The sequence below is a fragment of the Pseudomonas sp. Sample_10 genome (assembly GCF_004321495.1).
GTDB lineage: Bacteria > Pseudomonadota > Gammaproteobacteria > Pseudomonadales > Pseudomonadaceae > Aquipseudomonas.
Genome location: NZ_RCOE01000081.1, coordinates 1 through 21,024, shown reverse-complemented (window position 1 = coordinate 21,024; position 21,024 = coordinate 1). Strand labels below are relative to the sequence as shown.

24 protein-coding genes and 1 riboswitch are annotated in these 21,024 nt (G+C 60.5%); of the genes, 20 read left to right on the top strand and 4 right to left on the bottom strand.

Annotated elements, in window-relative coordinates; all coding sequences use genetic code 11:
- Positions 1–424, bottom strand: a 424-nt coding sequence (locus D8U18_RS07835; RefSeq protein WP_241664310.1) for an AIR synthase related protein, incomplete at its 3' end; no start/stop codon positions are given.
- Between the two features lie 383 nt (positions 425–807).
- Between D8U18_RS07835 and D8U18_RS07830 the strand changes: the two genes are divergently transcribed.
- From D8U18_RS07830 to D8U18_RS07805, 6 genes are all read left to right on the top strand, one after another.
- Positions 808–1,869, top strand: coding sequence for a DUF2066 domain-containing protein (locus tag D8U18_RS07830; protein ID WP_056852947.1), 1,062 nt, complete (start codon positions 808–810; stop codon positions 1,867–1,869).
- 36 nt (positions 1,870–1,905) lie between these two features.
- Positions 1,906–2,979: an AI-2E family transporter gene (locus tag D8U18_RS07825; RefSeq protein ID WP_056852946.1), complete on the top strand. Its 1,074-nt coding sequence runs from the start codon at positions 1,906–1,908 to the stop codon at positions 2,977–2,979.
- Between the two features lie 219 nt (positions 2,980–3,198).
- Positions 3,199–3,903: a DnaA regulatory inactivator Hda gene (hda, locus tag D8U18_RS07820; RefSeq protein ID WP_056852945.1), complete on the top strand. Its 705-nt coding sequence runs from the start codon at positions 3,199–3,201 to the stop codon at positions 3,901–3,903.
- Positions 3,904–4,130: 227 nt separating this feature from the next.
- Positions 4,131–4,775 carry an NlpC/P60 family protein gene (locus D8U18_RS07815; protein ID WP_056852944.1) on the top strand — a complete coding sequence of 215 codons (645 nt, stop codon included), beginning with the start codon at positions 4,131–4,133 and terminating at the stop codon, positions 4,773–4,775.
- Positions 4,776–4,940: 165 nt separating this feature from the next.
- Positions 4,941–5,477, top strand: a complete 537-nt coding sequence (locus D8U18_RS07810; RefSeq protein WP_056852943.1) for a C40 family peptidase — start codon at positions 4,941–4,943, stop codon at positions 5,475–5,477.
- An 18-nt stretch (positions 5,478–5,495) separates the two neighbouring features.
- The gene (locus D8U18_RS07805; protein WP_056852942.1) at positions 5,496–6,149 is read left to right on the top strand and encodes a class I SAM-dependent methyltransferase; all 654 of its coding nucleotides are present in this window, start codon (positions 5,496–5,498) and stop codon (positions 6,147–6,149) included.
- A gap of 21 nt (positions 6,150–6,170) precedes the next feature.
- Here the strand turns inward: D8U18_RS07805 and D8U18_RS07800 are convergent, their stop codons facing one another.
- Together D8U18_RS07800 and D8U18_RS07795 are read right to left on the bottom strand one after the other, a co-directional pair.
- Positions 6,171–7,484, bottom strand: a complete 1,314-nt coding sequence (locus D8U18_RS07800; protein WP_131107405.1) for a sorbosone dehydrogenase family protein — start codon at positions 7,482–7,484, stop codon at positions 6,171–6,173.
- Between the two features lie 68 nt (positions 7,485–7,552).
- Positions 7,553–8,137: a hypothetical protein gene (locus D8U18_RS07795; RefSeq protein ID WP_130905255.1), complete on the bottom strand. Its 585-nt coding sequence runs from the start codon at positions 8,135–8,137 to the stop codon at positions 7,553–7,555.
- A gap of 149 nt (positions 8,138–8,286) precedes the next feature.
- A riboswitch (cobalamin riboswitch) is annotated at positions 8,287–8,522 on the top strand.
- 81 nt (positions 8,523–8,603) lie between these two features.
- On the opposite strand from D8U18_RS07795, the gene cobO reads away from it, so the two are divergent.
- The 14 genes from cobO to D8U18_RS07730 all read left to right on the top strand — a co-directional run bounded on the left by cobO (position 8,604) and on the right by D8U18_RS07730 (position 20,129).
- Positions 8,604–9,215, top strand: a complete 612-nt coding sequence (gene cobO / locus D8U18_RS07790) for a cob(I)yrinic acid a,c-diamide adenosyltransferase (RefSeq protein WP_056852939.1) — start codon at positions 8,604–8,606, stop codon at positions 9,213–9,215.
- Between the two features lie 10 nt (positions 9,216–9,225).
- Positions 9,226–10,641 (top strand): cobyrinate a,c-diamide synthase, encoded by a 1,416-nt coding sequence (locus tag D8U18_RS07785; protein WP_131107404.1) that lies wholly within the window; start codon positions 9,226–9,228, stop codon positions 10,639–10,641.
- Positions 10,638–11,288: a 5,6-dimethylbenzimidazole synthase gene (gene bluB / locus D8U18_RS07780; RefSeq protein WP_131107403.1), complete on the top strand. Its 651-nt coding sequence runs from the start codon at positions 10,638–10,640 to the stop codon at positions 11,286–11,288. Before D8U18_RS07785 ends, bluB begins: the two co-directional genes overlap by 4 nt.
- A complete protein-coding gene (cbiB, locus tag D8U18_RS07775) occupies positions 11,285–12,193 on the top strand; it encodes an adenosylcobinamide-phosphate synthase CbiB (protein ID WP_056852936.1) in 909 nt (302 codons plus the stop codon). The genes bluB and cbiB overlap by 4 nt, the downstream gene beginning before the upstream one ends.
- Positions 12,186–13,178: a threonine-phosphate decarboxylase CobD gene (gene cobD, locus D8U18_RS07770; protein WP_131107402.1), complete on the top strand. Its 993-nt coding sequence runs from the start codon at positions 12,186–12,188 to the stop codon at positions 13,176–13,178. Before cbiB ends, cobD begins: the two co-directional genes overlap by 8 nt.
- Positions 13,175–14,626 carry a cobyric acid synthase gene (locus tag D8U18_RS07765; protein WP_131107401.1) on the top strand — a complete coding sequence of 484 codons (1,452 nt, stop codon included), beginning with the start codon at positions 13,175–13,177 and terminating at the stop codon, positions 14,624–14,626. Before cobD ends, D8U18_RS07765 begins: the two co-directional genes overlap by 4 nt.
- Positions 14,627–14,771: 145 nt before the next feature.
- Entirely contained in the window at positions 14,772–15,293 is a 522-nt protein-coding gene (gene cobU, locus D8U18_RS07760) for a bifunctional adenosylcobinamide kinase/adenosylcobinamide-phosphate guanylyltransferase (protein ID WP_130905260.1), read from the top strand.
- The gene (gene cobT, locus D8U18_RS07755) at positions 15,290–16,345 is read left to right on the top strand and encodes a nicotinate-nucleotide--dimethylbenzimidazole phosphoribosyltransferase (protein WP_131107400.1); all 1,056 of its coding nucleotides are present in this window, start codon (positions 15,290–15,292) and stop codon (positions 16,343–16,345) included. The genes cobU and cobT overlap by 4 nt, the downstream gene beginning before the upstream one ends.
- Positions 16,342–16,917, top strand: coding sequence for an alpha-ribazole phosphatase family protein (gene cobC, locus D8U18_RS07750; RefSeq protein ID WP_130905262.1), 576 nt, complete (start codon positions 16,342–16,344; stop codon positions 16,915–16,917). The genes cobT and cobC overlap by 4 nt, the downstream gene beginning before the upstream one ends.
- Before the next feature lie 2 nt (positions 16,918–16,919).
- The gene (locus D8U18_RS07745; RefSeq protein ID WP_130908452.1) at positions 16,920–17,651 is read left to right on the top strand and encodes an adenosylcobinamide-GDP ribazoletransferase; all 732 of its coding nucleotides are present in this window, start codon (positions 16,920–16,922) and stop codon (positions 17,649–17,651) included.
- A gap of 54 nt (positions 17,652–17,705) precedes the next feature.
- Positions 17,706–18,110, top strand: coding sequence for a MarR family transcriptional regulator (locus tag D8U18_RS07740; RefSeq protein WP_056852929.1), 405 nt, complete (start codon positions 17,706–17,708; stop codon positions 18,108–18,110).
- A gap of 52 nt (positions 18,111–18,162) precedes the next feature.
- Positions 18,163–19,371, top strand: a complete 1,209-nt coding sequence (locus D8U18_RS07735; RefSeq protein WP_056852928.1) for an MFS transporter — start codon at positions 18,163–18,165, stop codon at positions 19,369–19,371.
- Positions 19,368–19,490 (top strand): hypothetical protein, encoded by a 123-nt coding sequence (locus tag D8U18_RS29215; protein WP_269083286.1) that lies wholly within the window; start codon positions 19,368–19,370, stop codon positions 19,488–19,490. Before D8U18_RS07735 ends, D8U18_RS29215 begins: the two co-directional genes overlap by 4 nt.
- A gap of 69 nt (positions 19,491–19,559) precedes the next feature.
- Entirely contained in the window at positions 19,560–20,129 is a 570-nt protein-coding gene (locus D8U18_RS07730) for a redoxin domain-containing protein (RefSeq protein WP_130908450.1), read from the top strand.
- An 89-nt stretch (positions 20,130–20,218) separates the two neighbouring features.
- Here D8U18_RS07730 and D8U18_RS07725 read toward each other — a convergent pair.
- Positions 20,219–21,024, bottom strand: an 806-nt coding sequence (locus D8U18_RS07725; protein WP_177435002.1) for an outer membrane protein transport protein, incomplete at its 5' end; no start/stop codon positions are given.

The window sequence follows — 21,024 nt, the reverse complement described above, 5'->3', positions numbered from 1 at the left end:
TTTCGCCGCCGACCAGCGAGCAACCCGACAGTTCGCAGCCAGCGCCGATGCCGGTCACGACCTGAGCGGCGGTGTCGACGTTCAGTTTGCCGGTGGCGTAGTAGTCGAGGAAGAACAGCGGCTCGGCGCCGCAAACCACCAGGTCGTTGACGCACATGGCAACGAGGTCGATGCCGATGCTGTCGTGTTTGTTCAGGTTCAATGCCAGGCGCAGCTTGGTGCCGACGCCGTCAGTACCGGAAACCAGCACAGGCTGCTTGTAGCCGGCCGGGATTTCGCAGAGGGCGCCGAAACCGCCCAGGCCGCCCATGACTTCCGGGCGCGCAGTGCGCTTGGCGACGCTCTTGATGCGTTCGACCAATGCTTCACCGGCGTCGATGTCTACACCGGCGTCCTTGTAGCTCAGGGAGGGTTGCTTGCTCATGATCCAGGCCTTTAGGGGGGATTCAGGGGTAACGACCGAGTCCAGCGGGGCCGCCGAAATCGACGAAGGCGATTGCCTCACGCGAATTTCGAAAGTGCCCGGCTGTTGCCGGTCTGCGAAGGCGCGCGATTTTATCAGGCTTGAAGGGCAGCGGCCATCCTCAGGCCGACGGCAGGGACATATCCGCCTAAAAAAACCTTAATTATTCCGGGTTGATGGCATCCTGCTGACCTGTGCAAGGTATCGTCATTAACCGTCTATCGTTATGACAGTGCGAAAACTTACCCAGAGCGTGTGAATGTTTTGCGCCGGGCGATGGTCACAGCCTTGCTCGATGTCTTCATGCGGTCTGTTCCAGCCGCTCTTGTCGTCAGGAATCTTCCATGCGTTTTTGTAAATTCTTGTTTGTAGGCTGTTTGTCATTGTTCAGTCTGGTCAGTCATGCCGAAACCGTCAAAGGCCTTTATCAAGTGCGCGAGCCGGTCAGTGGCCAGGCGCCGGAGGAGCGTGATCAGGCGACCCAACGCGCGCTGGATACGCTGGTGTTGCGCCTGACCGGCGATCCCAAGGCAGTGCAAAGTCCGGGTCTGGCGGCGATTCGCAAGGATCCGCAGCAAATCATCAGTCAGTTCGGCTTCGACGCCGGGCCACCGGAAGTGCTGAAAGTCGATTTCGATCCGGCATCTACCGAGCAGGCGCTGCGGCGCGCCGGGCTGGCAATGTGGGGCGCCAATCGACCCTCGATACTCAGTTGGTGGTTGAACGATTCCGCAGAGGGCTCGAGCCTGGTGGGCGACGGTCAGGCCAGCGCCGCACCTTTGCGCAGGGCGGCGCAACATCGCGGTTTGCCGCTGCGGTTACCGCTTGCCGATCTGAACGAGCAGATCGTCGCCACGGCGCCGAATCTGGAAAGCGCTGATCCGGCACCGCTACGTGGGGCGTCGGAACGTTACAATGCCGACGCGTTGCTCGCGGTGCATGCCCGGGAAGAGGGGGGGCAGTGGCAAGCCAAGTGGCGTTTGTGGCTGGGCGATCAAAAGGAGGCGGGCAATGTTCAGGGGGCTGATCAGGCGGCCTTGGCGGATGCGGTGATGTTGGCGGTCAATGAGCGCCTGGCGCCGCGGTTTGTTGCCAAGCCGGGAGCGTCGTCGCAGCAGTTGCTGGAAGTGCAAGGCATGAACCTTGAGCGCTATGCAGTGCTTGGGCGTTTGCTGGAGCCTTTTGCCGGGCGCCCGCAAAGTGTCGACGGTGACCGGATCCTGTATCGGGTCAACGGCAGTACCGATCAATTGCGTGCGCAATTGTCCCTGGCGAAGTTACAGGAGGTGACGGATGCACCGGTAGCTGCCGTTCCCGTGACGCCGGCTCAGCCTGCGGCGGGCGGTTCTGCACCTGCCGTAGCGCCAGCCCCGGCCCCGACCCCGCAATTACGTTATCGCTGGTAGATTTTCTTTCTTTATATAGAAGCAATGGAGTGGTTCATGGCCGATACGCGGCGTTGGTTCTGGTTGGGTGCAGTAGTCCTGCTCTGCGCGTTTATCTGGCTGTTGCATCCGATTCTCACGCCGTTTCTGGTGGCGTTGTTGTTGGCGTATCTGTTCGATCCAGTGGTGGATCGGCTGGAAAGGGCCGGACTGTCGCGGACCTGGGGCGTGATCACGGTATTCGCGTTGTTCACCCTGATTGTCACCGCGCTGATGCTGGTGTTGGTGCCTATGCTCGCCAAGCAGCTCTTGCGCTTATATGAATTGGCGCCACAGATGCTCGATTGGTTGCAGCACACTGCGTTGCCATGGGCGCAGTCAAAGTTTGGCTTGTCGGAGGGTTTCTGGAAGTTTGACAAGCTCAAGGCGGCCATCAGTGAGCACATGGGGCAGACCACCGATATTGTCGGGGTGGTGTTGAGTCAGGCGACGGCCTCGGGGCTGGCCCTGATTGGCTGGCTGGCGAACCTGGTATTGATCCCGGTGGTGAGTTTCTACTTGCTGCGCGATTGGGATCTGATGATGGCCAAGATCCGCAGCCTGCTGCCGCGTGATCGCGAAGAGCGGGCAGTGTCCCTGGCCGGCGAATGCCATGAAGTGCTGGGCGCGTTCGTGCGTGGGCAGCTGCTGGTGATGGTGGCGCTGGGCGCAATCTACGCCGCGGGCCTGATGCTGGTTGGTCTGGAGTTGGGGTTGCTGATCGGTTTGATTGCCGGACTGGCCGCGATTGTGCCGTACATGGGGTTTGTGATCGGGATTGGCGCGGCGCTGATCGCCGGGCTGTTCCAGTTCGGTGGCGATCTGTATCCCATGATCGGCATCGTCGCGGTGTTCATGGTCGGTCAGGCGCTGGAAGGCATGGTGCTGACGCCGTTGCTGGTGGGGGATCGAATCGGCTTGCACCCGGTAGCAGTGATCTTCGCGATTCTGGCCGGTGGTGAGTTGTTCGGGTTTACCGGCGTTCTGCTGGCACTGCCGGTGGCAGCGGTGATCATGGTGCTGGTGCGCCATGTACATGATTTATATAAAGATTCAGAAATTTACAGTGGCGTTGACGAGCCTGAGCTATAAAGGAAGGCGCGGGCAGCCCGGGCCGCTCCCGAGTTGCCCCGCAGCGTCCATTGGATTGTTGCTCGCAGCGCCAAAGAAACTGTCATAAAACCAGTGCGCTAACGCAAACCTTTGATTTTGCTTGTGGTCTGTCGCATTGTGCGGTCGGCTTCACGGGTATAAACTTCGCAAACTTTACACAGAGGCCACTAACGGTTCCTTTGGAACTGTTCAGTCAGCATGAAACCGATTCAGCTGCCCCTAGGTGTGCGTCTGCGTGACGACGCCACCTTTATCAACTACTACCCAGGCGCCAATGCCGCTGCACTCGGCTATGTCGAGCGGCTGTGCGAAGCCGATGCTGGCTGGACCGAGAGCCTGATCTATCTCTGGGGCAAGCATGGGGTGGGGCGCACGCATCTGTTGCAGGCCGCATGCCTGCGATTCGAGCAGATGGGTGAACCGGCGGTTTATCTGCCGCTGGCCGAGTTGATGGACCGCGGCATCGAAATTCTCGACAACCTTGAACAGTATGAGCTGGTCTGCCTGGATGACTTGCATGCAGTAGCCGGCAAGGCGGATTGGGAAGAAGCACTGTTCCATCTGTTCAATCGCCTGCGTGACAGCGGTCGACGCTTGCTGATTGCGGCATCGACGTCTCCGCGCGAGTTGCCGGTGAAGCTGGCGGACCTCAAATCCCGCCTGACCCTGGCGCTGATCTTTCAAATGCGCCCGCTCTCCGACGAAGACAAATTGCGAGCCCTGCAACTGCGAGCATCCCGTCGCGGCCTGCACCTGACCGACGAGGTCGGGCATTTTATTCTGACCCGAGGTACCCGCAGCATGAGTGCACTTTTCGACCTGCTTGAGCAGCTCGATCAGGCCTCGCTTCAAGCCCAGCGCAAGCTGACAATTCCCTTCCTTAAAGAGACGCTGGGTTGGTAGTGAACCCGCTAAATTAAAGGCTTCAAGCGCTTTCTGGCATATTTCAGGCGCCAGAAAATCCGCTTTCCCGCATGGCTGCAAGGCTGCGTCAACATTCAAAATAGGCTTAAGCGCTTAGATGTTAACGAGAAACCGATAAGTCACAAAAAGTTCGATTGAATTTGCAAATGAGGTTGATAGCGGGCATAGTCTCGGCTTCTTTACAACTATCAGCCACGGTCGTGCCCATGCTAAATCGCTTTGCACCCCTCGTGCCCCTCGCACTCGTTACCCTGTTGTTCGGTTGCGCTGCCCATACTCCGGTGTCCCAGCAGCAACAACAGCAGGTTCAAAACTCTGTTACTGCCCAAGCTTCCGCTCGTTATCAGGAAGCTCTTTATCAAGAAGAAGTCGCCACCGAAAAAGAACTGGCCAACTTCGCCGATGGCAAGTCCTACCAGCTGCCGGTTCTGGCAGACAGCATTCTCGAACGCGGCATGTCGCTGATCGGTACCCGTTACCGTTTTGGTGGTACCTCTGAAGCCGGTTTCGATTGCAGCGGTTTCATCGGTTACCTGTTCCGTGAAGAGGCCGGCATGAACTTGCCGCGCTCGACTCGTGAAATGATCAACGTTGACGCGCCACTGGTTTCGCGCAGCAAGCTCGAACCGGGCGATCTGCTGTTCTTCGCAACCAATGGCCGCCGTGGTCGTGTCAGCCATGCCGGGATCTATCTGGGTGACAACCAGTTCATCCACTCCAGCAGCCGCCGCAGCGGTGGTGTGCGGATCGATAGCCTGGGCGACAGCTACTGGAGCAAGACCTTCATCGAAGCCAAGCGTGCACTTGCCATGGCCCCCGGTGCCGCTCCGATCGTCACCGCACGCAAGTAAACGGACTTTTTGTAAGGCGAACTTAAAGTCTTACTTGAAGTTTGCCTGATAAGCGCTAGAATTCTGATCAATCAATGATGGCAAACCGCCTGCGTACTGCGCAGGCGGTTTTCTTTTCTGCGTCCCGGCAGAAAAAAGCCGCAGCCAGATCAGGATGCTTTGCTTATGACGATGTCGGCCCGCCTCGCAATCATCTTTATCGCGGCACTGCTCAGCGCTTGCGCCAGCCGCACACCGCCACCAGCGCCGGTGGTTCGTGCTCCAATCGTATTCGGTCCCTCCCAGGCTTTTTCGCCAGAAGCGCAAGACGTGCTGTTTCGCGCGTTGGGCCTGGTAGGCACGCCCTATCGCTGGGGCGGCAACACGCCGGATTCCGGCTTTGATTGCAGTGGCTTGATCGGCTATGTGTACCGTGATGTCACCGGAATTTCCTTGCCGCGCACCACGCGCGAGATGATCTCCATGCAGGCGGCCAATGTCGGCAAGGAAGGTTTGCAGACCGGTGACCTGATCTTCTTTGCCACCAATGGCGGTTCCCAGGTCAGCCATGCCGGGATTTACGTGGGCGAAGGCCGTTTCGTCCATGCGCCCGCCACGGGTGGCACGGTCAAGCTCGATAGCCTGTCCAAAGCGTATTGGCAGAAAGCCTACCTGAGTGCCAAGCGCGTTCTGCAGCCAGAACATCTGGCGCGCAATCCCTGATGGCTTGAGGTTGTCGATATGACTGCTCGCACGCTTAATCTCGACGATGCGCTGTATCAATATCTGCTCGATGTGTCCCTGCGCGAGATGCCGCTGCTCAAGCGTTTGCGTGACGAAACCCAGGCATTGCCGATGGCGCGTTGGCAGGTAGCGCCCGAGCAGGGACAGTTCCTCGCGTTACTGGTGAAACTCACCGGAGCACGACGAGTGCTGGAAATCGGCACCTTCACCGGATACAGCGCCCTGTGCATGGCTGCAGCCTTGCCTGAAGACGGGGCACTGATCTGTTGTGACATTCCTGGGGATTACAACGCCATCGCGCGTCGCTATTGGCAGGAAGCCGGACTGGCCAAGCGCATCGATCTGCGCCTGGCGCCTGCGCTGGAGACGCTCGGCAAACTCGATCAGCCTGGCGAATTCGATTTGATTTTCATCGATGCCGACAAGGCGAACTACCCAGCCTATCTGGAGCACGCATTGCGCTTGCTGCGTACTGGCGGGCTGGCGGTATTCGACAATACCCTGTGGAGCGGCCGGGTACTTGAGGACAACCCCGAAAGCGCAGACACCCGCGCCATTCAAACGCTCAATCGAGCGTTGAAGGATGACGCGAGGGTTGATCTGTCATTGTTGCCGCTGGGGGATGGGCTCACGCTCTGCCGTAAACGCTAGAGATCACAGGCTTGGGGGCGTTTACTGGGTCGCAGACACCCGCCAAACCTTGTTCCCCACATCATCGGCCACCAGCAGGCCTCCTTGCTGATCGATCACCACACCCACTGGCCGGCCCATGGCTTTCTCATCTTCGTTGAGGAAACCGGTGAGCACATCAATCGGTTGTCCCGTTGGCTTGCCAGCGTTGAATGGCACAAAAATCACTTTGTAACCGCTGTGCGGCTTGCGGTTCCAGGAGCCGTGCTGACCGATAAAGGCACCTTCCTTGAATTGCGCCGGCAACGTGTTGCCTTCGGCGAACGTCAGGCCGAGCGAGGCGGTGTGCGGGCCGACGGCGTAATCCGGCGCAATGGCCTTGGCGACCAGATCGGGGTTTTGCGGTTCGACGCGTACGTCGACGTGCTGGCCGTAATAGCTGAACGGCCAGCCATAGAAGCCGCCGTCCTTCACGGAGGTGATGTAATCGGGCACCAGATCGCTACCGATTTCATCTCGCTCGTTGACTGCCGTCCACAGCGCCCCGCTTTGCGGCTCCCAAGCCATGCCATTGGGATTGCGCAGGCCAGAAGCAAAGATCCGGTGATTGCCGGTGGCGCGGTCCACTTCCCAGATGGCCGCGCGTCCTTGCTCCTGATCCATGCCGTTTTCGCCGACATTACTGTTGGAACCGACCGTCACGTACAACTTGCTGCCGTCCCGGCTGGCAATGACATTTTTGGTCCAGTGGTGATTCAGCGTACCGCCGGGCAGGTCGACCACTTTGATCGGCTGCGACTTGATCGCCGTGTCGCCGTTTTCATAATGGAAGCGCAGCAGGCGATCAGTGTCGGCCACATAGAGGTCGTTACCCACCAGCGTCATGCCGAAGGGCGAATTGAGGTTTTCCAGGAAGACCGTGCGGGTTTCGGCAACGCCATCGTGGTCCTTGTCTCTGAGCAGTGTGATGCGATTCGCACTTGGTACACCCGCCCCGGCGCGGGCCATGACTTTCTTGGTGATCCAGCCCTTCACGCCTTTGTTGTCATCGGGCTTGGGCGGGGCATTGGTTTCAGCGACCAGTACGTCACCATTGGGCAATACATACAGCCAGCGTGGATGGTCGAGATTATCGGCAAAGGCGGCGACTTGAGTGCCGCTGGCCGCTACGGGTTTTACGCCCTCCGGCCAGCCAATGGCCGGGGCGATGTTCATCGTCGGGAACAGTGTTTTGTTGGGTTCGGGCAACTTGGGTGACGGGCCGGTGCCGTCGGAGACTTGCAGGCTGGAGGTTTCACCACAAGCGGCGAGCCCTCCGGCGAGCGCGATAACGAGAACGTACTGAGGTTTGCGCATTGCTGATCTTCCCTATGCATGCCTTGATTTAATCATAGAGAAGCCGGGATGCCGGATGGTTCAACGCTTCAGCCGCGAGCCTCCTTGAACAGCACGGCGATGCCGGGATGATACTGGCCCGCTTCGTTGTGCAACTTGCGATAGGCGTATGGGAAATACCAGGCCACCGCGCAGGTGTGTTCCTTTTGCAGGTCGTCGACCATGTCCTGGAGCTCTTCGGGTGTGGCGCCATGCTGGGTTTTATGCGGCGCCACGAACAGGCAGCCAAGCTTCAGGTCGCTGGCGTAGCTGATGCGTTTGGCCTCGCTGGTGATGTCTTGCAGCGCCTGGGCGAGGTTCAGATTGTTGACCCGTGGCCAGCGCTGAGTGGCCTGGAGCCAGGCGCGGGCTTCGGTGGTGGCGATGAACAGGTCGGCCCGGCCGTTGCGCTCGCCTTCTTCTATCTGTTTGCGGGTGGGCGATTGCTGGAGGGTAATCATCTCGGCCATCCAGGCCGCGGAGGAGAGCAGGCCGAGGTTGGCTTTTTCGTCCAGCCAATAGGGCGTTTCATTGTCGCCGCGTACGGCGTTGTAGCGATCGATGCAGTCAAACCAGCGCTCCAGCACCGGTCGCAGGAATTCCAGCTTCGGATTGCTGATGATCAAGCCTTGCATGGTGCTCACCCTTATTATTGTGTGGTGTTATGGCTCTTTGATATCACTGCTGAGAGTGTGGCACAAGATCGCCATCAGATTATTGATCGCTGGTAGTTATTCACTTGTGCGCCCTGTCTTCAATTGACGCTCCACCCCCAACCCTCTAACCTTCGCGGCTTGTTTCAGGTGCTCTGTGACCTTGGTCGACAGAGTGAAACAGGGAAGCCGGTGAGTGAATTTCTTCCCGTGAAAAATGATCACGATCCCGGCGCTGCCCCCGCAACGGTAAATGAGTGAAGACTGCGCCTTGAGCCACTGTGTCGATTGTCGACATGGGAAGGCGCGCAGTTGGCCCTGGTGCCGCTCATGAGCCCGGAGACCGGCCTGATTCATCCAACGGCATCACGGTGGGCGATGCCAGGCTTCTTGCCGTCTATTCTTGTGCCTGCCCGCCGTTATTCATGCCTCAACGGAGAGCTCCCCCATGACTGATACCCCTGATCGTGACGAACGTCATCTGGCGCGCATGCTGCGCAAAAAAGCCGTGATCGACGAACGTATCGCCAATTCCCCGAATGAATGCGGGCTGTTGCTGGTGCTGACCGGTAACGGCAAAGGCAAGAGCAGCTCGGCGTTCGGAATGCTTGCGCGATCCATGGGCCATGGCATGCAGTGTGGCGTGGTGCAGTTCATCAAAGGGCGTAACAGCACCGGCGAAGAATTGTTCTTCCGACGTTTTCCCGAGCAGGTGCGATTTCATGTGATGGGCGAGGGCTTCACCTGGGAAACCCAGGATCGCCAGCGTGATATCGCCGCGGCCGAAGCGGCCTGGGCTGTTTCGCAGGAACTGCTGCGTGATCCGTCCATCGGCCTGGTGGTGCTGGACGAACTGAACATCGCCCTCAAGCACGGGTATCTCGATCTGGACCAGGTGCTCAGTGATTTGCAGGCGCGCCCGGCGATGCAGCACGTGGTGGTGACCGGTCGCGGCGCCAAGCCTGAGATGATCGAGCTGGCCGACACCGTCACCGAAATGGGCATGATCAAACACGCCTTCCAGGCCGGCATCAAAGCGCAAAAAGGCGTTGAGCTGTGAGCCGCCCTGTATGAATAGTGCTCGTCAATGCCCGGCGGTACTGATTGCCGCGCCGGCCTCCGGTCAGGGCAAGACCACGGTCACCGCCGCGTTGGCCCGTTTGCATCGCAATCAAGGGCGCAAGGTGCGCGTGTTCAAATGCGGCCCGGACTTTCTCGACCCGATGATTCTCGAGCGCGCCAGCGGTGCGCCGGTTTATCAACTGGACATGTGGATGGTCGGCGAGCAGGAAAGTCGTCGGCTGTTGTGGGAAGCCGCGGCTGACGCCGATCTGATCCTGATCGAAGGCGTGATGGGGTTGTTCGACGGCACGCCGTCGAGTGCCGATCTGGCACGGCACTTCGGTGTGCCGGTGCTCGCTGTGATCGACGGCACCGCCATGGCCCAGACCTTTGGTGCGCTGGCCCTCGGGCTGGCGCGCTATCAGGCGGACTTGCCGTTTGCCGGGGTTCTGGCCAATCGTGTCGGCACCCTGCGTCACGCGCAATTGCTCGAAGGCAGCCTGACCGAAGGCTTGCGCTGGTACGGCGCCTTGTCCCGGGAAACCGGGATCGAATTGCCGAGTCGTCACCTGGGACTGGTACAGGCCAGCGAGTTGAATGACCTCGATGTGCGTCTGGATGCTGCCGCCGATGCCCTGGCCAGCAGTTGCGAAGTTGCGTTGCCGCCGGCCGTGGAATTCGCGGCGCCCGACCTGATCGCGGCCGAACCGTTGTTGGCCGGTGTGCGGATTGCCGTGGCCCGGGACGAAGCCTTTGCCTTTACCTATGGTGCCAGCCTCGATCTGTTGCGGGCGATGGGTGCCGAGTTGCGGTTTTTCTCGCCGATTCGCGATGCCGATTTGCCGCAGGCCGACAGCCTGTATCTGCCCGGTGGTTATCCGGAATTGCACCATGTGGCATTGGCGCAAAATACTTCGATGCTGAACGCCATTCGCGCGCACCATGCCGCGGGCAAGCCGCTGCTGGCCGAATGTGGCGGCATGCTTTATCTGCTCGATTCGTTGACCGACGTCGAAGGCACGCGCGCCGAGCTGGTCGGTTTGCTCAGCGGTGACGCGGTGATGCAAAAGCGCCTCGCCGCGCTGGCCTTGCAAGCGGTCGAGTTGCCGGAGGGTTCGCTGCGTGGACATACGTATCACCACTCGCTGACGACCACCGATTTGACGCCGATTGCCCGTGGCCTGAGCCCTAACGGCGGGCGCGGGGCGGAGGCGGTTTTCCGCGAGGGGCGGATGACAGCGTCGTATGTGCATTTTTATTTTCCGTCCAACCCATCGGCAGTCGCCGCATTGTTTGCGCCTGACCTTGAAACCGCTATCGCTGCGATGCGGCGACCGGAAAAATCAGCCCCCACAGTGAGCGGTGTGATACCTGAAGAAATGCAATTCCCTGTGGGAGCTGGCTTGCCAGCGAAGAGGCCATGACCGACAACGCCTTTTCCGACGTCGAACGCGAAGCGGTTTATCGCGCCATCGCCGAACGCCGCGACATGCGCCACTTCAGCGGCGGTACTGTGGAACCCGAATTGCTTCGGCGTCTGCTCGAAGCCGCGCATCAGGCGCCCAGTGTCGGCCTGATGCAGCCCTGGCGTTTCATCCGCATCAGCGATCGAGATTTGCGCGGCAAGATCCAGCGACTGGTGGAAGACGAACGTGTGCGTACCGCCGAGGCTCTCGGTGAGCGCACCGACGAGTTCATGCAGCTCAAGGTCGAAGGCATCAACGAGTGTGCCGAAGTGCTGGTGGCCGCACTGATGGATGGCCGCGAGCGGCACATCTTCGGTCGCCGCACCTTGCCGGAAATGGACCTGGCGTCGTTGTCCTGCGCGATCCAGAACCTGTGGCTGGCGTCCCGTGCCGAAGGATTGGGCATGGGCTGGGTTTCATTGTTCGAACCGCAGGCGCTCGCCGACCTGCTGGGCTTGCCCGCCGGTGCCAAGCCGTTGGCGATCCTGTGCCTGGGGCCGGTCAAGGCGTTCTATCCGGCGCCGATGCTGGTGCTCGAAGGCTGGGCGCAGGCACGTCCACTCAGCGAAATGTTGTATGAAAATTATTGGGGAGTGAGTCAATGAGTGTGGCGTTATTGAGTGTCGCCGCAGTGGCGCTGGATGCGCTGCTGGGCGAACCCAAACGCTGGCATCCGCTGGTGGCGTTCGGCCGTTTTGCCGAGCGCATCGAGCAACGTTTCAATGGCGGTGGCCGTGGCTGGCGCAGCCATGGCGTGACGGCGTGGGTGATCGCCGTGTTGCCGCTGACATTGTTGGCCACGGCCTTTTCCTGGGCGCCTTATGTCGGCTGGATCGTCGAGATTCTCGCGCTGTATTGCGCCCTCGGCATGCGCAGCCTCGGTGAGCACGTCGAACCTGTAGCAAAAGCCCTGCGCAGCGATGATCTTGAAGAGGCACGCAAACGCGTGAGTTATCTGGTGAGCCGCAAAACCAGTGAGCTGGACAAAACCGAAGTCGCCCGTGCCGCCACCGAATCGGTACTGGAGAACGGCAGCGACGCGGTGTTCGCTGCCTTGTTCTGGTTCGCCGTGGCCGGTGCGCCGGGCGTAGTGCTCTACCGTTTGAGCAATACGCTGGATGCGATGTGGGGTTATCGCAACGAACGCTTCGAGCGTTTCGGATGGGCCGCGGCAAAGATCGATGACATCCTCAATTACATTCCTGCGCGTCTGGTGGCGATGACCTACGCGCTGCTCGGCAAAACCCGACTGGCCTGGAAATGCTGGCGTACTCAGGGACCAACCTGGGACAGCCCGAATGCGGGTCCAGTGATGGCGGCGGGGGCCGGCGCGCTGGGCGTCGAATTGGGCGGGCCGGCGATTTATCACGGCGAACTGCATGAGCGTCCGCAACTGGGCGAAGGTGCGCCGGCGGACGCGGACTCCATCGACCGTGGCTGGCAATTGGTCCAGCGCGGCGTATGGTTATGGCTGCTGATTCTCTGCGTGGGGGCTGAATTTTATGCTTGAACACGGTGGACGGTTGCGCAAGGCGGCGCTCGAATACGGCATCGAGGAAGCCGATTGGCTTGATTTGTCCAGCGGTCTCGCGCCCTGGCCGTTTCCAGTCCCCGATATCCCGCTGCGCGCCTGGGCGCGGTTGCCAGAGGCCGACGATGGCCTGGAGCAGGCCGCCTGCGATTATTACGGCACCTTGCAGGCATTGCCAGTGGCCGGTTCGCAAATGGCTATCCAGCTGCTGCCGCGTTTGCGGCGGGTCGGCAAGGTTGGCGTACTGTCGCCGTGTTACGCCGAACATGCCGAAGCCTGGCGTCGCAACGGCTACATCGTGCGAGAAGTGCTGGAACAGGAAGTCGATTTCTTCCTCGACAGCCTCGACGTGCTGGTGGTGGTCAACCCGAACAATCCTACCGGGCTGAGCCTGACGCCCGCCCGATTGCTGGACTGGCACACGCGCCTGGCACAGCGCGGAGGCTGGTTGGTGGTGGACGAAGCGTTCATCGACAACACGCCGCACTTGAGCCTGGCACCGTTTGCCCATCAGGTCGGCCTGATCGTACTGCGCTCGTTCGGCAAGTTTTTTGGCCTGGCCGGCGTGCGTCTGGGATTTGTGCTGGCCGAGCGCAAGTTGCTCAAGTTGCTCGCTGAACAGGTAGGGCCGTGGGCCGTCAGCGGTCCGACCCGTGTGTTGGGCCAATCGTGCCTGCGTGATACCGAAGGACAATCGCAGCAACGGATACGGGCCGAAGAGGCCAGCGAGCGGTTGGCGTCGTTGCTCGAGCGTCACGGTTTCAAACCGCAGGGTGGTTGCGCGCTGTTCCAGTGGCTGATCACCGATCGCGCCGAAGAGCTCCACGAGTTCATGGCCCGTCGCGGCATTCTGCTGCGCTTGTTCACCCACAACAGCAGCCTGCGTTTTGGCTTGCCGGGAGATGAAGCCGATTGGGCGCGTCTCGACGCCGCATTCACTGCTTTATCCAAGGAACACCCATGACCACGCTGATGGTGCAGGGCACCACCTCCGATGCCGGCAAAAGCACCCTGGTGACGGCGCTGTGCCGCTGGGTCAAACGTCAGGGTGTGAGTGTGGTGCCGTTCAAGCCGCAGAACATGGCCCTCAACAGCGCAGTGACGGCCGACGGCGGCGAGATCGGCCGCGCGCAGGCCGTGCAGGCTCAGGCGGCGTTCCTCGAACCTCACACCGACATGAACCCGGTACTGCTCAAGCCCAACAGCGATACCGGCGCGCAGGTGATCATCCATGGCCGCGCGGTCACGACGATGAATGCCGTGGCCTATCACGACTACAAAGCTATCGCGATGCAAGCGGTGCTGGCCTCGCACGCACGATTGAGCGCGGCGTATCCAGTGGTGATGGTCGAAGGCGCGGGCTCGCCGGCCGAAATCAACCTGCGTGCCGGCGACATCGCCAACATGGGGTTCGCCGAAGCAGTGGATTGCCCGGTGCTGCTGATCGCCGATATCAATCGCGGCGGGGTTTTCGCGCATCTGGTGGGCACGCTGGAGCTGTTGTCGGCGAGCGAACAGGCACGGGTCAAAGGCTTCATCATCAATCGTTTTCGCGGTGACATTGCCCTGCTACAACCCGGTCTCGACTGGCTGGAACAGCGCACCGGCAAACCAGTGATCGGTGTGCTGCCTTATGTGATGGACCTGCACCTGGAAGCCGAAGACGGCATCGATCAGCGCCAGACCGACAAGGCCGAGCAAGTCCTGAGAGTGGTAGTGCCGGTGTTGCCGCGTATCAGTAACCACACCGATTTCGATCCACTGCGCCTGCATCCGCAAGTCGACCTGCAATTCATCGGCCCCGGTCAGGCGATTGCGCCGGCCGACCTGATCATTCTGCCCGGCTCGAAAAGTGTGCGCAGTGACCTCGCCTATCTGCGTGCTAACGGCTGGGAAACGGCGATCTCTCGGCACTTACGCTATGGCGGAAAAGTGTTGGGAATTTGCGGTGGCCTGCAGATGCTTGGCGAGCAAGTGCATGACCCGTTGGGCCTGGAGGGTGCACCCGGTTCCAGCGCCGGTCTGGGCTTGCTGGCATTTGAAACGCAATTGGAACAGGACAAACAACTGCGCAATGTGCGTGGGCGCCTGACGTTGGAGAATGCTGAAGTCGTCGGCTATGAAATTCATGCGGGCGTGACCACCGGGCCGGCGCTGGAAAATGCGGCGGTGCAACTCGACGACGGTCGTTGCGACGGTGCCCGGAGCGTCGACGGGCAAATTCTCGGTACTTATCTGCATGGCCTGTTCGAATCACCGGCCGCTTGCAGTGCGCTGCTGCGCTGGGCGGGTTTGCAGAACGTGCAGGACGTCGATTACCACGGGTTGCGCGAGCGCGATATCGAGCGGCTGGCGGATTTGGTGGAGAAGCATTTGGATACCGCGCTGTTACGGGAACTCTGTGGGATCTGAGGTGATTGTGCTGGCCTCATCGCGGGCAAGCCTTGCTCCGACAATTTCGCGGCGAGCCGCAATTGTGTGGTTGACACAAAACTGTAGGAGCAAGGCTTGCCCGCGATGACGTCAGTCGATTCACCAATATTTATAGGAAGTAACCATGCTGCAACTGATCCTCGGCGGCGCCCGCTCCGGCAAAAGTCGCCTGGCCGAAAAACTGGCGGCTGACAGCCAATTGCCGGTGACCTACATCGCTACCAGCCAGCCGCTTGATGGTGAAATGAATGAGCGGGTCGCCCATCACCGCGCCCGTCGCCCAGCCGAGTGGAACCTCATTGAAGAACCGCTGCAACTGGCCCGCGTCCTGCGGGAAAACGCGCGCGCCGATCATTGCCTGTTGGTGGATTGCCTGACGCTGTGGCTGACCAACCTGCTGATGCTCGACGACGCTGAGCGCTTGTGCGCCGAACGTGATGCCTTGCTGGAGTGCCTGGTGTCGCTGCCGGGTGAAATCATTTTTGTCAGCAACGAGACCGGAATGGGTGTCGTGCCGCTGGGCGAATTGACTCGCCGCTTTGTCGATGAAGCCGGTTGGCTGCATCAAGCTCTGGCCGAACGCTGTCAGCGAGTCGTCCTGACCGTTGCCGGCTTGCCCCTGACTCTGAAAGGAACTGCGTTATGACCTCATCCTGGTGGCTGGCCCCGTGCAAACCGCTCGACACCCAAGTGCTCGAACTGGCGCAAGCGCGGCAACAGCAACTGACCAAACCGGCCGGTTCCCTCGGTCAGCTCGAGTCGCTGGCTGTTCAGCTGGCCGGCCTGCAAGGGCAGGTGAAACCCGGCCTGGATCAAGTGTGGATTGCGATTTTCGCCGGTGATCATGGCGTGGTCGCCGAGGGTGTGTCGGCGTACCCCCAGGAAGTCACCGGGCAAATGCTGCACAATTTCGTCAACGGTGGTGCGGCGATCAGCGTGTTGGCGCGACAGTTGGGTGCATCCCTGGAAGTGGTCGATCTCGGCACCGTAACGCCGTCGTTGAATCTGCCGAACGTACGTCATCTGAACATCGGCCCTGGCACGGCGAATTTCGTACAAGGGTCGGCGATGACTCAGGCGCAAGGCGAACTTGCGTTGCAGGCCGGTCGCGACAGCGTGTTGCGTGCCATCACGACGGGCGCGCAACTGTTTATCGGTGGCGAGATGGGCATCGGCAACACCACCGCCGCCAGCGCCTTGGCCTGTGCCTTGCTCGATTGTCCGGTGATGCACCTGACCGGGCCGGGCACCGGGTTGAATGCACAAGGTGTCAGCCATAAGGCTCAAGTGATCGAGCGGGCGTTGACGTTGCACGCCGCTCAACGTGGCGATGCCTTGCTCACCCTGTTCAACCTCGGCGGTTTTGAAGTTGCAGCGTTGGTCGGGGCTTACCTGGCCTGTGCCCAGGAAGGCGTCGCGGTGCTGGTGGACGGGTTCATTTGCAGCGTTGCGGCATTGGTCGCGGTGCGATTGAACCCGCAATGCCGTCCGTGGCTTTTGTTCGCTCATCGTGGCGCCGAGCCGGGTCATCGGCATGTTTTGGAAACGCTGAATGCCGAACCGTTGCTCGATCTCGGACTGCGACTGGGCGAGGGCAGTGGTGCCGCGTTGGCGGTGCCGTTGCTGCGCCTGGCGTGTGATCTGCACGGGCAGATGGCGACCTTCGCCGAGGCCGCCGTGGCGGATCGTCCGGCATGACTTTGCACCTGGATCTGTTGCGTCACGGTGAGACCGAACTCGGCGGCGGCCTGCGCGGCAGCCTCGACGATGCGCTGACCGAGACGGGATGGGCGCAAATGCGCGCGGCGGTGTTCAGTCAGGGACCGTGGGATCGCCTGGTCAGCTCGCCATTGCAGCGGTGTGCGCGGTTCGCCCATGAGCTCGGTGAGCGATTGGCTTTGCCGGTCACGCTGGAAAAAGATCTGCAGGAACTGCATTTCGGCGCTTGGGAAGGGCAGAGCGCCGTCGAATTGATGAAAACCGATGCGCAGGCCCTGGGGCTATTTTGGGCTGATCCCTATGCGTTCACCCCTCCGGACGGTGAGCCGGTTGCGGATTTTTCTGCCAGGGTGCTTGCCGCCGTGGCGAGGTTGCAGGCCGCCTACGCCGGTGAACGGGTGTTGCTGATCAGCCATGGCGGCGTCATGCGTCTGCTGCTGGCCCAGGCACGGGGATTGCCGCGCGAGCAATTGCTGGGTGTCGAGGTCGGTCATGGTGCGTTGTTCTCGCTGTCGGTCGATGCCGATGGCGTGTTAAGGGAAGTGATCTGAGCATGTTGCCATTCTGGATCGCCCTGCAATTCCTCAGCAGTCTGCCGATCCGTCTGCCGGGAATGCCGACGCCTGAGCAGCTGGGACGCTCGCTGCTGTTCTATCCGCTGGTGGGGTTGTTGTTCGGCGTCATTCTGTGGACGTTGAACTGGCTGATGCTGGGGACGCCTTTGCTGCTGCATGCGGCCCTGTTGTTGACGGCTTGGGTCCTGCTCAGCGGAGCGTTGCACCTGGATGGCCTGGCCGACAGTGCCGATGCCTGGCTGGGCGGTTTTGGTGATCGCGAACGGACGTTGACGATCATGAAAGATCCGCGCAGCGGTCCGATCGCGGTGGTGGCGCTGGTGTTGGTGTTGCTGCTGAAATTCTGCGCGTTGCTGGCGCTGATCGAGCAGTCCCATGCGCTGGCCCTGATCATCGTGCCCCTGATCGGCCGAACTGCGTTGCTGGGGTTGTTCCTGACCACCCCTTATGTGCGCGCAGGCGGTTTGGGCCAGGCGCTCGCCGATCATCTTCCGCGCTCGGCGGGCAAGCAGATAATGGTCGCAAGCGCCGTGGTCTGTGTGCTGATTGCGGGGTTTGGCGGTGTTCTGGCGCTGGCCCTGGCGGCGGCAATGTTTGTCTGGCTGCGGCAGATGATGCTACGGCGATTGGGTGGAACCACGGGCGATACCGCCGGGGCGCTGCTGGAGCTGCTGGAAGTTGCAGTGCTGGTGGGCTTGGCGTTTTTCTGAACGTCACCCATCATGCGACTTGATTTAACACAACCGCGGGTATATACACGCACCATGCTCGAATCCCAATGTTTATGTATCAACCTGCGTCGCGCCGCCCGTGGCGTCAGCAGGCATTACGACGGCGCACTCGACGGCTTCGGGATCAATGTCGCGCAGTATTCTTTGCTGTGTAATTTGCAACGGCTGGATCAACCGAGCATTTCCACCCTCGCCGAAGCGATGGGGCTGGACCGCAGCACGCTGGGGCGCAATCTGCGTGTGCTGGAGGGCGAAGGGTTGGTGATGCTGGTCGAGGGCGAGGACATGCGCAATCGCATCGTCAGGCTGACCGAAGCCGGAGCAGAGCGTTTAAAAGCAGCCCTGCCGGCGTGGGAGGCAGCGCAACAGCGCTTGATCGATCGCCTGGGCGCTGAAAAGCGCGAAACATTACTGAAGTTGCTGGATGAACTGGCTTGATGCCAGTTTGTTCGATCTTAAGCGGGTATATACCCGCGACCGGAGAACAATAATGACATCGATGTGGCGTACATGTGGTTGGGTTCTGTTGGGGAGTGCGCTGATTCTTGCGTTGTCTCTGGGGGTGCGGCATGGCTTCGGGCTGTTCCTGGCGCCGATGAGTGCCGAATTCGGCTGGGGACGCGAGGTGTTTGCCTTCGCCATCGCCCTGCAAAACCTGATCTGGGGACTCGCACAGCCCTTTACTGGCGCGTTGGCCGATCGCTTCGGCGCGGCGAAAGTCGTGCTCATCGGCGGTGTGCTGTACGCCCTGGGCCTGGTGTTCATGGGCCTGTCGGATTCGCCGGCGACCTTGTCCCTGAGCGCCGGTCTGCTGATCGGGATTGGTCTGTCGGGTACCTCATTTTCAGTGATTCTCGGGGTGGTCGGGCGCGCAGTGCCGCCGGAAAAACGCAGCATGGGTATGGGCATTGCCAGCGCCGCCGGTTCGTTCGGTCAGTTCGCCATGCTGCCCGGCACGCTCGGATTGATTGGCTGGCTCGGTTGGTCAGCGGCGCTGCTGGCCTTGGGGCTGTTGGTGGCGCTGATCGTGCCGCTGGTGAGCATGCTCAAGGACAAGCCATTGCCAGTGCTTGGCCATGAGCAAACCCTCTCGGAAGCACTGCGTGAGGCCTGTTCTCACTCCGGGTTCTGGCTGCTGGCATTCGGTTTCTTTGTCTGTGGTTTTCAAGTGGTCTTTATCGGCGTGCACTTGCCAGCGTATCTGGTCGATCAGCATCTGCCTGCCACCGTCGGTACGACTGTTCTGGCGTTGATTGGCTTATTCAATATCTTCGGCACCTACACCGCCGGCTGGCTCGGCGGGCGCATGTCCAAGCCGCGTTTGCTTACCGGTTTGTACCTGTTGCGGGCCGTGGTGATCGCGCTGTTCCTGTGGGCGCCGGTGACCACGACGACGGCGTACCTGTTCGGCATGGCCATGGGCTTCCTGTGGTTGTCGACGGTGCCACTGACCAACGGCACCGTCGCAACCTTGTTCGGCGTACGAAACCTGTCCATGCTCGGAGGCATCGTTTTTCTCTTTCATCAACTGGGTTCGTTCCTTGGCGGCTGGTTGGGCGGGGTGGTGTACGACCGGACCGGGAGCTATGACTTGATCTGGCAGGTCGCGATTCTTCTGAGCCTGATGGCCGCCGCGCTGAACTGGCCGGTGCGTGAGCGACCGGTTGCGCGCCTGCAAACGCAAATGAGCACGACATGAACAGTCTCTGGCCACGTATCACCATTCTTGCCGTCTGCGCCGGGTTGCTCGCTGTGGCCTGGTGGGGTTGGCATCAGGGCGGCCTGGCGTTGATGCAATTGGGCATGGGGGCGTGTTAGGACGCTTGCTAGCGGGAGGGTAGGACGAGTAACTTCGATGTCACCCGAATCACTCAAGGAAGCACCGATATGCTGATGCGCTGGTTGGCAGTTCCCGCGTTACTGGTAGCGTTTACCGGATTGGCTCAAGCGGCAGAGTGCCCGGCGCTGCTACAGGGCTCGTTGCCCAAGCTGCGTTCCAATGAGTCCATCGACCTGTGCCAGCGCTTCGCCGGCAAGCCGCTGGTGGTGGTCAATACGGCGAGCTTCTGTGGCTTCGCCCCGCAGTTCAAAGGTCTTGAGGCGCTCAATCAGCGCTATAAAGAACAAGGCTTGGAAGTGATCGGTGTGCCGTCCAATGACTTCAAACAGGAGTCCAAGGACGGTGCCGAAACCGCCAAGGTCTGCTACGTCAACTACGGCGTGACGTTCACCATGACCGAGCCACAGAAAGTCCGGGGCGACGATGCCACGAACTTGTTCAAGGTACTCGGCAAACAGTCGAAAAATCCGCCGAAATGGAATTTCTACAAATACGTGGTCGACCGTCAAGGCAAGGTGGTCGCCAGCTTCTCCAGCTTGACCAAGCCTGACGATCCCGACTTCATCGCCGCAGTGGAGAAGGCTCTGGCCTCGCCACCCCTGGCCTCCGCTCCCTGATCGACAGCCACAAAAAAGCCCCGCCTCTGTACCAGAGCGCGGGGCTTTTTTTGATTGCGCGGGCGAGGGGTCAGGCTCGCCGCGAATTATCAGAAACGGTAGGTCGCACCGACACCGAAACCGTTCGCCGAGTTTTCATACTTGGCGCTGTAGGCCTGACGGCCATTGCTGTTGTTGACGTTGACCGATTCTTCCCACAGGTAGGAGTACGCCACGTCGATGGTCAGGTCGTCGGTCGGGCTCCAGCCGGCGCCCAGGCTGAAAATCTTGCGATCGCCCGTCGGGATGCGTGGGGAACGGTTTTCGTTGTTGGTTGGTGCCTGGTCAACCGAGAAACCGGTGCGCAGTACCCACTGCTTGTTCAGCTGATACGAAGCACCGATGGCGTGAGCCCAGGTGTCGTGCCAGTTCTGTTCTTCGGTGATGGTGCCAAGACCACGTGCGGCCAGGGCAGCAGGAACGCCTTCGTTTTCCACGGTGATTTCTTTCAGGCGGCTCCAGCGAGTCCAGGTGCTGCCTGCATAGAGAGTCCACTGGTCGTCGAGCTGGTGGGTAACCGAGAAGTCAACCGACTCGGGCGTGGTCAGGTCCAGGGAAGCATCGAACTTCTGGTTCGGATTCTGGCCCAGGGCGCCGAGCAGGCCGTAGTTGACCTTGGTGTCACCGTCGAGCTTGTACTTCACTTTCGAGTGGTAGGTCAGGCCGACGCGAGTGCTGTCGGTGGCTTGCACCAGGATACCGATGTTGTAGCCCAGAGCCGTGTCGTCACCCTTGATCTTGACTTCACCATCCGGTGCGCGCGGGTCCAGCGACAGGTTGGATTCCAGCTTGCCGTCGATACGGTTGATGGTCGGGCCGAAACCGATCGACACCTTGTCGTTGAAGGCGTAGCTGA

What these genes read in the sequence shown, in the direction of transcription:
- D8U18_RS07830 (WP_056852947.1), top strand. Translation starts at nt 808, where the DNA reads ATGCGTTTTTGTAAATTCTTGTTTGTAGGCTGTTTGTCATTGTTCAGT.
- D8U18_RS07825 (WP_056852946.1), top strand. Translation starts at nt 1,906, where the DNA reads ATGGCCGATACGCGGCGTTGGTTCTGGTTGGGTGCAGTAGTCCTGCTC.
- hda (WP_056852945.1), top strand. Translation starts at nt 3,199, where the DNA reads ATGAAACCGATTCAGCTGCCCCTAGGTGTGCGTCTGCGTGACGACGCC.
- D8U18_RS07815 (WP_056852944.1), top strand. Translation starts at nt 4,131, where the DNA reads ATGCTAAATCGCTTTGCACCCCTCGTGCCCCTCGCACTCGTTACCCTG.
- D8U18_RS07810 (WP_056852943.1), top strand. Translation starts at nt 4,941, where the DNA reads ATGACGATGTCGGCCCGCCTCGCAATCATCTTTATCGCGGCACTGCTC.
- D8U18_RS07805 (WP_056852942.1), top strand. Translation starts at nt 5,496, where the DNA reads ATGACTGCTCGCACGCTTAATCTCGACGATGCGCTGTATCAATATCTG.
- D8U18_RS07800 (WP_131107405.1), bottom strand. Translation starts at nt 7,484, where the DNA reads ATGCGCAAACCTCAGTACGTTCTCGTTATCGCGCTCGCCGGAGGGCTC.
- D8U18_RS07795 (WP_130905255.1), bottom strand. Translation starts at nt 8,137, where the DNA reads ATGCAAGGCTTGATCATCAGCAATCCGAAGCTGGAATTCCTGCGACCG.
- cobO (WP_056852939.1), top strand. Translation starts at nt 8,604, where the DNA reads ATGACTGATACCCCTGATCGTGACGAACGTCATCTGGCGCGCATGCTG.
- D8U18_RS07785 (WP_131107404.1), top strand. Translation starts at nt 9,226, where the DNA reads ATGAATAGTGCTCGTCAATGCCCGGCGGTACTGATTGCCGCGCCGGCC.
- bluB (WP_131107403.1), top strand. Translation starts at nt 10,638, where the DNA reads ATGACCGACAACGCCTTTTCCGACGTCGAACGCGAAGCGGTTTATCGC.
- cbiB (WP_056852936.1), top strand. Translation starts at nt 11,285, where the DNA reads ATGAGTGTGGCGTTATTGAGTGTCGCCGCAGTGGCGCTGGATGCGCTG.
- cobD (WP_131107402.1), top strand. Translation starts at nt 12,186, where the DNA reads ATGCTTGAACACGGTGGACGGTTGCGCAAGGCGGCGCTCGAATACGGC.
- D8U18_RS07765 (WP_131107401.1), top strand. Translation starts at nt 13,175, where the DNA reads ATGACCACGCTGATGGTGCAGGGCACCACCTCCGATGCCGGCAAAAGC.
- cobU (WP_130905260.1), top strand. Translation starts at nt 14,772, where the DNA reads ATGCTGCAACTGATCCTCGGCGGCGCCCGCTCCGGCAAAAGTCGCCTG.
- cobT (WP_131107400.1), top strand. Translation starts at nt 15,290, where the DNA reads ATGACCTCATCCTGGTGGCTGGCCCCGTGCAAACCGCTCGACACCCAA.
- cobC (WP_130905262.1), top strand. Translation starts at nt 16,342, where the DNA reads ATGACTTTGCACCTGGATCTGTTGCGTCACGGTGAGACCGAACTCGGC.
- D8U18_RS07745 (WP_130908452.1), top strand. Translation starts at nt 16,920, where the DNA reads ATGTTGCCATTCTGGATCGCCCTGCAATTCCTCAGCAGTCTGCCGATC.
- D8U18_RS07740 (WP_056852929.1), top strand. Translation starts at nt 17,706, where the DNA reads ATGCTCGAATCCCAATGTTTATGTATCAACCTGCGTCGCGCCGCCCGT.
- D8U18_RS07735 (WP_056852928.1), top strand. Translation starts at nt 18,163, where the DNA reads ATGACATCGATGTGGCGTACATGTGGTTGGGTTCTGTTGGGGAGTGCG.
- D8U18_RS29215 (WP_269083286.1), top strand. Translation starts at nt 19,368, where the DNA reads ATGAACAGTCTCTGGCCACGTATCACCATTCTTGCCGTCTGCGCCGGG.
- D8U18_RS07730 (WP_130908450.1), top strand. Translation starts at nt 19,560, where the DNA reads ATGCTGATGCGCTGGTTGGCAGTTCCCGCGTTACTGGTAGCGTTTACC.